This is a genomic window from Nonomuraea basaltis, assembly GCF_005893125.1.
Classification (GTDB): domain Bacteria; phylum Actinomycetota; class Actinomycetes; order Streptosporangiales; family Streptosporangiaceae; genus Nonomuraea; species Nonomuraea basaltis.
Window position 1 is genome coordinate 1 of the sequence record NZ_VCJS01000051.1, and the last position, 12420, is coordinate 12420.

The 12420-nt window shown below is 69.2% G+C and carries 12 protein-coding genes; 2 read left to right on the plus strand and 10 right to left on the minus strand.

Annotated elements, in window-relative coordinates:
- Window positions 1–209: 209 nt before the first annotated feature.
- The 3 genes from EJK15_RS24065 to EJK15_RS24075 all read right to left on the minus strand — a co-directional run bounded on the left by EJK15_RS24065 (window position 210) and on the right by EJK15_RS24075 (window position 5231).
- Window positions 210–1685 carry an aldehyde dehydrogenase family protein gene (locus tag EJK15_RS24065; protein ID WP_138712723.1) on the minus strand — a complete coding sequence of 492 codons (1476 nt, stop codon included), beginning with the start codon at window positions 1683–1685 and terminating at the stop codon, window positions 210–212.
- Between the two features lie 293 nt (window positions 1686–1978).
- Entirely contained in the window at window positions 1979–3454 is a 1476-nt protein-coding gene (locus EJK15_RS24070) for an aldehyde dehydrogenase family protein (protein WP_138712724.1), read from the minus strand.
- Window positions 3455–3593: 139 nt separating this feature from the next.
- The gene (locus tag EJK15_RS24075; RefSeq protein WP_138712725.1) at window positions 3594–5231 is read right to left on the minus strand and encodes an AMP-binding protein; all 1638 of its coding nucleotides are present in this window, start codon (window positions 5229–5231) and stop codon (window positions 3594–3596) included.
- 401 nt (window positions 5232–5632) lie between these two features.
- Between EJK15_RS24075 and EJK15_RS24085 the strand changes: the two genes are divergently transcribed.
- Together EJK15_RS24085 and EJK15_RS24090 are read left to right on the plus strand one after the other, a co-directional pair.
- A complete protein-coding gene (locus EJK15_RS24085) occupies window positions 5633–6610 on the plus strand; it encodes an SDR family NAD(P)-dependent oxidoreductase (RefSeq protein ID WP_240777175.1) in 978 nt (325 codons plus the stop codon).
- Window positions 6610–7095 (plus strand): MaoC family dehydratase, encoded by a 486-nt coding sequence (locus tag EJK15_RS24090; protein WP_138712785.1) that lies wholly within the window; start codon window positions 6610–6612, stop codon window positions 7093–7095. The genes EJK15_RS24085 and EJK15_RS24090 overlap by 1 nt, the downstream gene beginning before the upstream one ends.
- Here the strand turns inward: EJK15_RS24090 and EJK15_RS24095 are convergent.
- The 7 genes from EJK15_RS24095 to EJK15_RS24125 all read right to left on the minus strand — a co-directional run bounded on the left by EJK15_RS24095 (window position 7086) and on the right by EJK15_RS24125 (window position 12144).
- Complete coding sequence (locus EJK15_RS24095) at window positions 7086–8045, minus strand: PaaX family transcriptional regulator (RefSeq protein ID WP_138712726.1); 960 nt, start codon at window positions 8043–8045, stop codon at window positions 7086–7088. The two genes, EJK15_RS24090 and EJK15_RS24095, sit on opposite strands and share 10 nt — an antisense overlap.
- Window positions 8046–8093: 48 nt before the next feature.
- Window positions 8094–8369, minus strand: coding sequence for a muconolactone Delta-isomerase family protein (locus tag EJK15_RS24100; RefSeq protein ID WP_138712727.1), 276 nt, complete (start codon window positions 8367–8369; stop codon window positions 8094–8096).
- Between the two features lie 13 nt (window positions 8370–8382).
- Window positions 8383–9090: an alpha/beta fold hydrolase gene (locus EJK15_RS24105; RefSeq protein WP_138712728.1), complete on the minus strand. Its 708-nt coding sequence runs from the start codon at window positions 9088–9090 to the stop codon at window positions 8383–8385.
- Window positions 9087–9938, minus strand: a complete 852-nt coding sequence (locus EJK15_RS24110) for a class III extradiol dioxygenase subunit beta (protein ID WP_138712729.1) — start codon at window positions 9936–9938, stop codon at window positions 9087–9089. Before EJK15_RS24110 ends, EJK15_RS24105 begins: the two co-directional genes overlap by 4 nt.
- On the minus strand, window positions 9931–10275 hold the full coding sequence (locus EJK15_RS24115; RefSeq protein ID WP_138712730.1) for a protocatechuate 3,4-dioxygenase: 345 nt from the start codon (window positions 10273–10275) through the stop codon (window positions 9931–9933). The genes EJK15_RS24110 and EJK15_RS24115 overlap by 8 nt, the downstream gene beginning before the upstream one ends.
- 115 nt (window positions 10276–10390) lie before the next feature.
- Complete coding sequence (purU, locus tag EJK15_RS24120) at window positions 10391–11263, minus strand: formyltetrahydrofolate deformylase (protein WP_138712731.1); 873 nt, start codon at window positions 11261–11263, stop codon at window positions 10391–10393.
- Complete coding sequence (locus tag EJK15_RS24125; RefSeq protein ID WP_138712732.1) at window positions 11260–12144, minus strand: methylenetetrahydrofolate reductase; 885 nt, start codon at window positions 12142–12144, stop codon at window positions 11260–11262. Before EJK15_RS24125 ends, purU begins: the two co-directional genes overlap by 4 nt.
- Window positions 12145–12420 lie beyond the last annotated feature (276 nt).

Here is a 12420-nt window from a genome sequence, read left to right on the forward strand (position 1 = left end):
ATCCCCGGACCACGGACACGATCCGCGCCGCCCGGATACGGCCAGAACGCGGGCGACCAGAACGCTCAACACCGTTCGGAGCGTTCGGCTGAGCATCTGCAACTCATGCTCAGTCCTTAGGAACGGTACCCGGCGTCAGGATGGCACCAGGACGAGGTCGCCCTCGGCCGGCACCCGCTTGATCACGACCTGGGCGCGCGGCGCGTCCCTTACGGCTGCGGTGCTGCGGGGAAGCCGACGGCATGGGTGTCCATGAATTCGCGGATGCCCTCGATCCCCATCTCCCGGCCCATACCGCTGCCGTTGAAGCCCCCGAAGGGCGCCCGTTCGTCAAGGTGCGCGGCGCCGTGCGCGTTGACGAAGGTGTAGCCGGTGCGCAGCCGGGATGCGAGTGTGGCCGCGTGGTCGAGATCCGCCGTCCATACCGAGGAGCACAGTCCGGACCACGTGTCGTTGGCGCGGGCGATGGCGTCGTTCTCGTCGTCGAACGGCAGGATCGGCAGCGTCGGGCCGAACTGCTCCTCGACCACGACGCGGGTGTCGTCGGCGGGGTCGAGGACCAGGGACGGCCGCAGGAAGTTGCCGCGGGACAGGTCCGCGCCCTCGACCGCCTCACCGAACTCGCGGATCTCGGCACCGGACGCGCGGGCCTGTTCGACGAGCTCCCGGACGTACTCCCACTGCCGGCGGCTGTGCAGCGGACCCATCGTCACCTGCTTGTCCAGGCCGTGGCCGAGCCGGGTGCCGGCGAGGATGCCCGACAACCCGTCGACGACCTCGTCGTAGCGGGAGCGGTGGACGTAGAGCCGCTTGGCGGCCATGCAGATCTGGCCGGTGGAATCGAACACGCCCGTGAACAGGCGCTGCATCGCTTCGGCGTCGAGCTCGGCGTCGGCCAGCACGATGGCCGGGTCGTTCCCGCCCAGTTCCAGCGCGACCCGGGTCAACGAGCCGGCGGCCATCGCCATGATCCGCTTCCCACCGGCGGGGCTGCCGGTGAAGCAGACCTTCTTGACCCGGTCGTCCTGGATGAGCGCCGCGCCGATCTCGGCGTCCGTGCCGGTCACCACGTTGAGCACACCCGGTGGAAGGGCCTGGGCCACCTGCTGGACGGTGCGGACCGCGGCCAGCGGCGCGGTAGGCGGTGGCTTGACCACGACGGTGTTGCCGGCCAGCAGCGCCTGCGGCAGGGAAGCGGCGAGGATCGCCAACGGCCAGTTGAACGGCACGATGATCGTCACCACGCCCAGCGGCATGTACGTGATCTGCGTGCGGTACGGCGGCCCCGCCAACTCGGTACGGTGTTCGACCTGGTCGGCCAAGGCGATGGCCAGATGGAACCGATGCTCGAAGACGATGGAGTCGATGACCGACTCCATCAGGATCTTGCCGTTCTCGCGGGTGAGTATCTCGGCTGTGGCCGGCCGGTCCGCCTCCAGCGGGGGAAGCGCGGCGTCGAGCAGCGCGGCACGCTCTTGCGGAGTGCGGGCGGCCCACGCCGGGAAGGCCCGGTCGGCCGCGGCGACCGCGGCGGAGGCGAGCCCTGCGCTGGCGGCGGCAGCGTAGCCGACCACCGACACTCCATCCGCTGGGTCGATGATCCGCAATGAGTGGTCCGCGCCGCGCGGCTCGCCATCGATGAAGAGTTCGGTCTTGGTCTCGGGTAGCTGATCCAAAGACGCCATTGGTAGTCCCCCAGGACGGGTGCGGAGCAACGCGTATGTGGTTGCCCGGAACCTTATTGCGTGGCTCGAACGAAAACATCCCGCATAGGACCCGTCACTTCCTGCGTGATCGGCAAGGCCGGCCGCGACATTCGACGTAGACGCGAAGCGTCCGTACGCGGTTGCGGTGAGGGGCACTTTGTTGCCAGCTACACACATGGATGTGTCCACCGGCGAAAAAGGGATCCGGCCGGCGATCATGATCGTCGGCCGGGACTCGCCGCAACGGGGCCGTCCGCTGCGTGAACGGCGGTTCAGCCGAGGTTGACGACGACGGACTTGGTCTGCAGGTACTCGTCAAGGGCCTCCGGGCCGTTCTCCCGTCCGTAACCGGAGTGCCCCGTGCCGCCGAACGGCATGGACGGATCGAGCAGAGACCAGCCGTTGACCCAGACGATTCCCGCCCGCAGGACGGCGGCCACCCTGTGGGCACGGGTGATGTCGCGGGTCTGCAGACCCGCGGCCAGGCCATACGGAGTGCCGTTGGCCAGCGCGACCGCCTCGTCCTCCGTGTCGAACGGCTGCACCGTGAGCACCGGGCCGAAGATCTCTTCCTGGACGAAGGGCGAGTCCTGCGTCACCCCGGTGATGACCGTCGGCGGGACGAAGAAGCCGCCGCCGCCGTGGGCGGGGCCGGAGACCACCTGCACCGGGGCGGTGGCCGCCCGGTCCAGGTAGGAGCGCACCTTCGCCAGGTGCCGCGGGCCGGCCATCGGACCGACCACTGTGCCCTCGGCGAAGGGGTCGCCGACGGGGACGTGCTGGGCCGCGCCGTGCAGCGCCTCGACGACGGTGTCGTAGACCGGGCGCTCCACCAGCAGCCGGCTGCCGGACATGCAGAACTGGCCGGTGTTGAAGACGAAGGCGGCCACCGCGGTGTTGATCGCGGCCTCCAGGTCGGCGTCGGCGAAGATGATGTTCGCACCCTTGCCGCCCAGCTCCACAGTGACGTGTTTGAGGTGCTCGCCAGCGCCGGCGGCGACGAGCCGGCCGGCCGCGGTGGACCCGGTGAAGGCGATCTTGTCGACGTCGGGGTCACGGACCAGGGCCGCTCCCGCCGCGCCGCCGCCGGTGACGACGTTGAGCACGCCATCCGGCAGGCCGGCCTGCTGAAGGAGCTCTGCCATCCGCAGCGCGGACAGAGCGGTCTCCTCGGCGGGCTTGTGCACGACGGTGTTGCCGGCCACCAGTGCAGGGGCCAGTTTGGACGTACTCAAGATCAACGGGAAGTTGAACGGAGTGATCGCGCCAACCACGCCGACCGGTTCCCTGCGCGTGTACGCGAGGCTGGGGAAGGCCGTGCTGCGGGCCGCGCCCTCGATCGATGCGGCCAGGGCCGCGTAGTACTCGTACGTGTCGATCGCGGTGGGCACGTCGATGGTGCGGGTGAACATGAGGGGCTTGCCGACGTCCAGCGATTCCAGCCGGGCGACCTCCTCCGCGTGCTCGCGGAGGAGCGCGGCCGCCCGCAGGAGCACCTCCGCGCGCTTGCGCGGGGTCAGGCCGGACCAGCGGCCGTCGTCGAAGGCGGTCCGCGCGGCCGCAGCGGCTCGCGCGACGTCATCGTCGCCGGCGTCGGCGATGGTCGTGACCAGCTCACCGGTCGCGGGATCGAGAACATCCCGTCGGCGACCGCTGGACGCTGCGACGGCGCCGCCGTCGATCCACAACTGGCCCGGCGTGATCGGTGTGTCACCGTCCGCCTGCTTGGCTTCGGACAGCTCAGTCATGTGGTTCCCCTGTTACGTCGATGTGGGTGAGTGACCGGTTCTCCACGGCTTGTGCCGGGTGACCGGTGGCTGTGGTGGTGTCCACGGTGAAGACGACCGTCCGGCGTCACGGTGCGACCGGGTGCGGTCGGCCGGGCGCTCACCGCGGCGCCTCTGTTTCTTTGAGCAGCCGGCGGACGCGGCCGATCTCGAGCTTTCCGCTCGGGGTGCGCGGCAGCTCCGCGACGATGGCCAGTCGTCGTGGCAGCTTGTACCCGGCGAGCCGGGGGCGCAGCCAGTCCTGCAACTCCTGCGGGGTCGCCGCGGCGCCCGTGCGCAGCGAGACCGCTGCGGCGACCCGTTCGCCCCAGGTGTCGTCCGGTTCCCCGATCACGATCGCGTCGGCGACGGCGGGGTGCGCCATCAGGAGCTCCTCCACCTCCGCCGGGTACACCTTCTCGCCGCCGGTGTTGATCACGCCGCTGCCGCGGCCGAGGAACCGCAGTGTGCCGTCCGACTCGTAGGTGACGTAGTCGCCGACGATCACATGCCGCCGGCCTTGGATGGTCCGGTAGGTCGACGCCGTCCGCGCGGGGTCCTTGTGGTAGCCGAGCGGCAGTCCTCCACCGAAGGCGAGCATGCCGGCCTCGCCACTGCCGGGCGGGATGGGGTCGCCGTTCTGATCGACGACCAGGGTTTCCGGCGCCGGGCGGAAACGGCCGGGCAGGTCGTGCTCCGAGGCGGTGACGGCGAACGCGAAGGGGCCGCCCTCACTGGCCGCCAGCCCGTCGTAGATGGTCACCGCGCTGCGCCGATGGAGCTCACGCTTGAGGTCGTCGGTGAACGTCGTCCCGGAGCTGATCATCGTCCGCAGCGACGACAGGTCGTACGGGCGCCCCGCGTTCTCGGCCGCGACCAGTTCGTCGACCAGTGGCCGCGCGACCGCGTTCCCCGCGATGAGCAGGTTGGTGACGCGGTGGCGCTCCACGGCGTGCCAGACCCGCGCCGCGTCCAGTCTCGTCCCGCCGGGGAAGACCACCTCACCGGCGGTGAGCAGCGTGCCGAACGTGTTGAACAGGCCGGTGCCGTGCATCAGCGGGACCACCGGCAGCGAGACTCTGACCTCCCCCGCGCCGCGCATCGCGACGGCCGTGTCCACGGCCTCCGCCGGCGTTCGCGGAACCTTCCTGCCCGCCGCCGCGTACGTCGCGTACGACAGTCCGTGCATCAGCTCACCGAGCTGCCAGATCACGCCCTTGGGCCGGCCGGTCGTCCCACCGGTGTACATGAACAACTGGTCCGTGCCGGGCCGGGCGGCATGCGGCAGCAGCGCGCACGTGGAGAGCAGGGTGTCGTAGGCGGCCACCGTGGCAGCCCCCGGCAGATCCGGAAGGTCGGTCGAGCCGGTCTGCACCGCGAGCCGCAGAGTCGGGACGTGCGCGCAGGCGTCCCGCACCGAGTCGGCGAGGATGTCGGAGAAGACCAGCACCTCGGCGTCGGCATCCGTCAGCAGTTCGGTGAGCTCCGCACCGCGGTACCGGTAGTTCGCGTTCACCGGAACAGCGCCGATCTTGAAAGCGGCGAAGACGGTCTCCAGGTACTGCGCCCCGTTGTAGAGGTAGCAGACGACCCTCGCCCCCGGCCCGGCTCCGCTGTCACGTAGTGCCGTCGCCAGGCGGGCGGCCCGCTCGTCGAATTGCGCGTATGTGAGGTCGATGTCCGGGCTACGGACAGCGATGGCGTCCGGCAACGCGCCGGCTATGCCCTCCCAGACGGTCCCGAACGACACGTCGACCACGGTTACCTCTTTCCCCTGTTCATGGGCACCGTCTCAAACCACCCCAGGCGGTGACGGCGCTGCCGCGTCGCCGGTGCCCGGGACGACGACCAGCCCCTCCGGACGGCCACCAGGGCGGCCTGCGTCCGCGATGTGAGGTGGAGTTTCGCCAGCAGGTTGCTGACATGCGTGCGCGTGGTGCGTTCTCGGGCCGCCAGGGCAGTGCGGGCTCTTGACGGTGCACGTGCCGTCAGCCGGATCTCGTGGACGGGCGTGGTGACCGGTCATCGGCAGCTCCATCGGAGAGGCGCCTCGATGATGACGACCGTATTGCGTGCCAGTGGCACCGTCAAGTCATTTTCTTGACGAGCGTTACACATATGACTAACGTACGAGGCCATCGCGGGATGCTGGGAGCATCGGTGCCTCAACCGCGGTTCTTCGCCCCCTCGTCGCTGGAGAAGCCCATGCTTGCCGGGAAAGTCGCTGTCGTGACCGGGAGCGGGCGCGGCCTAGGTCGCGCCTACGCACAGGCCCTCGCCAAGGCCGGTGCCGCGCTGGTGGTGAACGACGTCGATGACGACGTCGCCAAGGAGTCGGCCGAGTCGATCATGCAGGCCGGCGGCCGGGCGGTCGCGGTCGTCGCCGCCGTCGGCTCCACCGAGACCGCCGACCTGCTGGTCCGTACGGCAGTGGAGCGGTTCGGGCGCCTGGACATCATGGTCACCAATGCCGGGGCACTGCGCGACCGGACCCTGCGCAACACCAGTGACGAGGATTTCGACCTGGTCGTGGGCTCACACCTGCGTGGCACGTTCACGTGCGGCCGGGCGGCCGCGGCGTGCTTCCGGGAGCAGGGCGGCGGGGGCCGGCTCATCCTGGTCGGCTCGCCCGCCGGCCAGCGCGCGAGCTTCGGGCAGACGTCCTACTCCGCGTCGAAGGCCGCCATCGTCGGGCTTGCCCGCACCTGGGCCGTCGAGCTCGAACGCCAGAACGTGACCGTGAACGCGATCATCCCGACCGCCTTGACGCGGATGGTGGCGACCATCCCGGGACTGACCGAGCATGTGGAGGCGGCCATACGTGGCGAGCCGGTTCCGGCGGCCTTGCGCAGCGCCGGGCTCGGCACCCCGGACGACGTCGCACCGCTGGTGGTCTGGCTGGCTTCCGACGCGGCGTCGGACGTCACCGGTCAGTGCATCGCCGCGGGCGGGGATCGCCTGGCCATATGGTCCCATCCTGTCGAGGTCGTGTCCGTCCTGCGGCACGGCGGGTGGGACGTCGGACAGATCGGCGACCTGCTCCCCTCGATCCTGCGCGAACACCGGCAGGAGTTCAGGCCCGCGCCGCTGAACATCCCCCCATCCGGCGACACACCTGACGGAAGGAAAGCCCCGTGATGGAAGCGTTCCCGAGCACTGCCGCACCGGCCCGCGCCGTTGTCGCGGGCGTGGAGGGTGTGGCCACACTGGCCGGCCGGCCGCTCGGACCGAGCAGCTGGCTGGAGATCACCCAGGAGCGAGTGAACCAGTTCGCCTCTGCGACTGGTGACCACCAGTGGATCCATGTCGACCAGGAGCGTGCGGCGAGCTGTCCCTTCGGCGGCCCGATCGCGCACGGCTACCTGACCCTCTCCCTGGTCCCGGTCGTGATGACCGAGATCCTCGATGTGCAGGGCTTCTCCGTGGTGGTGAACTACGGTTGCGACCGGGTCCGGTTCCCCTCGCCGGTGCCGGTGGGCAGCCGGGTGCGCGCCACCGCGGTCGTGGACGACGTCCGGGAGATTTCCGGCGGCGTTCAGGTCACCCTGACCCTGACCTTCGAGACGGACACCGGCGGCAAGCCCGCGTGCGTCGCGACGATCCTCGTCCGCTACTACTTCTGAGCCCGCCCAGCGACGACCTGGTCACCGGCCGACCGGCGGTCGGCGAAGCCCTCGAAGGCGCTCCAGGCCGCAGGCTCGTACGCCTTCCGCAGCCGGACGACCAGCCGCTCCGCCGGCACCGCCGGCCAGTCCGGTGGCAGAAGCGCGGCGGGTAGGTGCGGATCGATGCGGACCAGCAGCAGCCACTCGGTCAGCAGCAGGAGAAACCGGGCCAAGGCGTCATCGATGCCCGAGCCCGGCTCCTGGCCACCCCACCGCTCGAGGAACCGCGAGTAGCCGTCCGAGAGCGCGTCCAGGTCCCACGCGTCTTCGACCAGCTGATGCACGTCCGTCGGCGGCAGTGCCGCCCCCTTGAAGACCTTGACCTCGCTGTTCAGGTTCGACCCGGACAGCAGCTGCGGGACGTCCACGACCGAAGGGGTGATCCACAACCCGCTGTGGAGCATGCCGAAGCCCTCCCAGGCGAGCCGCTTGCGCAGCTGGTGCCGCTCGGCTCGGCGGGACTCAGGAAGCGAGAAGCTCAGCACCGTCCATTCGCCGGACCAGGAACGGTTGACGGCGCCCTGCGACCAGACCCGCGTCTCGGCATCCCGCAGCACCTGCTCGCCCCGTGTGGTCAGCGACAGGTAAACCTTGGCGCCGATCCGAGAGCGCGCGAGCAGGCCACGCTGGCACATGCGGGTCAAGGTGGTGCGAGCCGCGTGCTCGCCGACCCCGGCTCTGGTGAGAGCCTCGACGAAGCTACCGGTGAAGAGCACCCCGGGCTGATCCAGCAGAAAGTGTGCACAGAACGTCAGCAACAGCGACTGGGGCCGCACCGCAAGGCTCGATCCCTGTTGCGCGGCGACCTCGGCCTCGTCGTCGTGGTCCGTGCCATTCGCGCCTCGGCCGCTATCCCGGGCTGCGGACGGAGCGGCCACGAACTCTGTTGCACGCGTCCGGCCAGCCACGGTGGCCAGTCTAGACCAACCCCGATCTCACCCTTGCTCGGCTCGGTGTCACCGTTCCTGCGGATGCGTGGCGAGCGGCTCAACGGTTATGTCCATCCATTTCCACATCGGCAGGGAGGTAAGCGCATCGTGCAGCGCAGCCGGGTCCTCGGCCTCAAACAGGCCGATGGTGGCGTTGCGGCCGGGGACCCGCCACAGCCGCTTGAGGATTCCCGCCTCGCGCAACTGCATGGCGCGCTCGCGTTCGCTCTTGCGGAGGTGATCGCGGGCATGGTCCGGCATATCGGGTGGCAGCAGGTTCTCCGTGCGTACCAGGAACTCCATCGATCTCTTCTCCTTAGGACGCGCTGATGGTGAGCAGCAGCTCCGCGAGTTCCTTGGGCGCGGTGACCATCGCCTCGTGACCGGTGGCGAGGTGGTGCACCGGCCAGCCGAGGGTCGCGGCCTTCTCGGCGTGCGGCCGGAACACCCGGATCCAGTCGGTGCATTCGACGTACGCCGCCGGCACCTTGTCGGAGTCGCCCTTGAGCCGCAGGGGTTCGGTGTAGGTGAGCCACGGGTGCGGGGTCAAGCGCGAACCCAGCCAGTCCAGGTCCGCCTGCTCGGTCACACCGAGCACGGTCAGCGAGCGCACGGGGATGAGCCAGCCGAACCCGGGTCCGGCGACCGATTCCCGGTAGTGCCCGGCCACCGTCTCCGGCAGCAGATCGATCGCGGCGTCCCCGTCGCGGCCCGCAAAGGCATCCAGGTAGACGCGCTTGGCCAGCCGGCCCGGGATGCGGTCGGCGACACCCGTGACCACCTGCCCGGCGTAGCTGTGCCCCACCAGCACCACGTCGTCGAGGTCGTGCGCCTCGATCAGCGCCACCACGTCCTGGATGTGGGTCGACAGCCCCACGGAGGGGTTGATCAGATGAGCTCTGTCGCTGACTCCGGTCAGGGTCGGCGTGTGGACCTCGTGGCCGGCTTCGCGCAGCGCCGGAATCACCCGCCGCCACGCCCAGCCGCCGTGCCATGCGCCGTGCACCAGCACGAACGTGCTCATTCCTCCCCCAGATCTTCGAACAGCGCGAGCGCCGCGGCCGTGTTGGAGGCGGGCACGTGATAGGTGTCGTGGATGCGGGCGATCTTGCCACTCATCGCGCCGCGCATGACCAGCCACATGATCAGCTCGATGCCCTCGGTGCCGGCGTCGCGGATGTAGTCCTCGCGAGTGAGCGCGGCCAGCTTCTCGGGTTCGGACTCGATCGCCTGGAGGAACATGCGGTCGAACTCCGTGTTGATGAGCCCGGCCCGGGCGCCGGCCAGCTGATGCGACATGCCGCCGGTGCCGAACATCGCGACCTTCAGGTCCTGCGGGAACGAGCGGATCGCCCGCCCGATCGCCCGCCCCAGCGCGTAACAGCGTGCCGCCGTGGGCTGCGGATACTGGATCACATTGACCAGCACCGGCACCACCGCACACGGCCACGCCTCACCCGGATCCGGGCAGTAAACCGACAGCGGCACGGTCAGCCCGTGGTCGACGTCGAGCCGGTGGAAGGTCGCGATGTCGAACGAGTCGTCCATGAGCTCACGCACGAGGTGCTCGCTCAGCTCCGGCGCGCCGGCCACCGGCGGCACCGGCCGGCGGCCCCACCCCTCGTCTGCCACGGCGTAGGACTCGGCGGCGCCGATCCCGAAGGTGGGCACCAGATCCAGATCGATCGCGTTCGCATGATCGTTGTACACGATCACCGCCACGTCCGGCCGGTGCGCGGCCATCCATGTGCGCGCCGGCTCATAGCCGTCGAACAGCGGTTTCCAATAGGGGTCCGCGGTCATGTGGTTGTCCATCGCGGCGCCGATGGACGGTACGTGCGAGGTCGCCAGACCCCAGATGACCTCAGCCAAAATTCCGCCCTCCCGACCGCATGGCCGCCGCGAACTCCTCGGCCGACATCCCCGTGAACACCCCGCCGAGATACTGCATCGACTTTTTGTCCAGCATCGCGAGCTTGAACGTGTAGAAAATGCACCCGCCCAGGTCCAGCATCGCGATCCAGTCGCGTTCCAGGATCGCCTTCTTCTGCTCCGGCGAAAGGCCGTAAGCGTCGCAGTAGGCGGCCTCGTCCTCGCTGAACCGACGCCGGTTCTCCTCGTCCTTCAGTGATCCGCACAACCTGTTGATCGCATAACCCCGCCTGCTCGCCGCGAGGTCGAGCAGGTAGTTGTCTTGAGCATCGGTCATTGCGCTTCCCTTACTGGAACGGCGATTCGATCCCGCGCTTCTTCGCGGTCCCGTGCCGCCTGAATGGTCTGCGCGAGCAGAATCGTTCCCTCGCTTCGCTCGGTCACCTGATCTCCTAGAACACGACGGTGCTGTTGCCGTCGCGGATGATGCGGTCTTCGCAATGCCCCGCCACCGCGCGGGACAACACGAGCCGCTCGACGTCGGCGCCCTTGCGCTGCAGCTCGCGCACCGATTCCCGGTGCGAGACGCGGATCACGTCCTGCTCGATGATCGGGCCCTCGTCGAGGTCCTCGGTGACATAGTGGGCCGTCGCCCCGACCAGCTTCACACCTCGCTCCTTGGCACGCTGATAGGGGCCGGCCCCCATGAACGCCGGCAGGAACGAGTGGTGAATGTTGATCACAGGTGCCCCGAGCTCGTCCAGGAAGTCGCGGGAGAGAATCTGCATGTAACGTGCCAGGACGACCAGGTCCACGTTGCCCTTGAGCAGGTTCAGCTGCTCCTTCTCGGCGGCCGCCTTGTCGCCCTTCTCCACCGGCACATAGAAGAACGGGATGCCGAATTGCCGAACCTCGTCACCGAGATCGGTGTGGTTCGAGATCGCCATCGGCACGTCCATGTGCAGCTCACCCCGGCGCTGCCGCCACAGCAGATCGAGCAGGCAATGGTCCGCCTTGGACACCATGATCGCCACACGCTTGCGGCGCTTCGCCTCCACCAGCCGGAACTCCAGCCCCAGCTGGTCGCCCAGCTTCGTCCGCAGGTCCTGGGTCAACCCGTCGAGCCGCACGCCAAGATCCGGCAGATGGAAGACCGTGCGCTGGAAGAAGCGCCCGCCGGAGGGATCGCTCGACGTCTGGTCGAGCGAGACGATGTTGGCCCCGTGCTCGGTGAGCACCCCCGACACGCTGGCGACGATGCCAGGACGGTCCGCTCCTTGCACGATCAGGCGCCCGTAGTCGGTGGTGTGGTGCTGCTCGGTCATGACCGATCGTCCAATGCGGAGACCGAGTCCAGCAGCCGCCGCCGCCAAAGTTCGGTCCTGCCGAGTTCGTTGAAGGTGAAGATGTGCAGCCCGCGGATGTTGCTGTCGACCTTCGGCACCGCGGCGCCCAGCCGCCGCAGCAAGCTTGTCGGGTTGTAACCGCCCGGCAGCAGGAACCGCCACACCATGCTCTGCTGCTTCTGCAGGAAGCGCGCGGACTGACCCAGCCCGATGCCCGCCGAGACCCGCATCAGCTTCTGCCGGTTCACCGGACCCGGCATCCCGACATAAACCGGGAGGTCGATGCCGGACCCTGCGATCCCGGCGGCCCAGCTCGCCGTCGTGTCGGCGGCGAAGCAGATCTGGGTGAGGATGCGGGTCGCCGTCGGCGCCTTCTGCTTCAGCGCCCGGTCCAGGGCCTCCCGTGGGATGGCCGCGTGCCCCTCCGGGTATCCGGCGATGCCGACCTCCTCAAAAGGGTGGTGTACCTGCTCCATGGCGCGCAGCAGCGCGTACGCGTCCTGGAACTCACCGGCCGGCTTCGGCGCGTCACCGCCGACCACGAACACCGACCGCACCCGCGCCTCACGGAGGCGGGCCACGACGTCGGCGACGTGCTTGTCGTCGGCGAACTGGCGTGCCGGAAGGTGCGGCGCAACGGTGTAGCCGTGCCGCACCAGTCGCTCGGTCAGGTCCAGCGTCGCGTCGATGCCCTTGGCCTCGGTGACCGTGACGGTCAGCGGGACGGTGGCCGGCACGTTCTCGAGCACGTCCCGCTCGGTGTTCTTGAACGGCATGACCTCGTAGCTCATGTTGCGCACCAGGTCGACGAGACGCGAGCGCCGACGCCTGGAGCCGGCGGCCTCCTCCTGTACGGTCATGGCATTTCCTCATTCCTCCTGCGGGCACGGGCGGGTCAAGACGTGCGGCGGCGATCGCGGACTTCGTCGGCTCACGGCGCGTGGCCAAGCCTCGATGCTCTGACCGGTGAGAACAGGCGACTCCGCTTGAACCAGTAGAGCGAAACGCGCAACGCGTTTCGTCGGGCATAGAGGCCGAGTTGCGTGCGACAAATGACCGAGATGCCGGCGGCGACCCCGGCCGTCTGGTCTCCTACCGCTCGTCGCACAACGACGAAGCGGCCGTCGGCACAGCTC

What these genes read in the sequence shown, in the direction of transcription:
- EJK15_RS24065 (WP_138712723.1), bottom strand. Translation starts at nt 1,685, where the DNA reads ATGGCGTCTTTGGATCAGCTACCCGAGACCAAGACCGAACTCTTCATC.
- EJK15_RS24070 (WP_138712724.1), bottom strand. Translation starts at nt 3,454, where the DNA reads ATGACTGAGCTGTCCGAAGCCAAGCAGGCGGACGGTGACACACCGATC.
- EJK15_RS24090 (WP_138712785.1), top strand. Translation starts at nt 6,610, where the DNA reads ATGGAAGCGTTCCCGAGCACTGCCGCACCGGCCCGCGCCGTTGTCGCG.
- EJK15_RS24100 (WP_138712727.1), bottom strand. Translation starts at nt 8,369, where the DNA reads ATGGAGTTCCTGGTACGCACGGAGAACCTGCTGCCACCCGATATGCCG.
- EJK15_RS24105 (WP_138712728.1), bottom strand. Translation starts at nt 9,090, where the DNA reads ATGAGCACGTTCGTGCTGGTGCACGGCGCATGGCACGGCGGCTGGGCG.
- EJK15_RS24115 (WP_138712730.1), bottom strand. Translation starts at nt 10,275, where the DNA reads ATGACCGATGCTCAAGACAACTACCTGCTCGACCTCGCGGCGAGCAGG.
- purU (WP_138712731.1), bottom strand. Translation starts at nt 11,263, where the DNA reads ATGACCGAGCAGCACCACACCACCGACTACGGGCGCCTGATCGTGCAA.
- EJK15_RS24125 (WP_138712732.1), bottom strand. Translation starts at nt 12,144, where the DNA reads ATGACCGTACAGGAGGAGGCCGCCGGCTCCAGGCGTCGGCGCTCGCGT.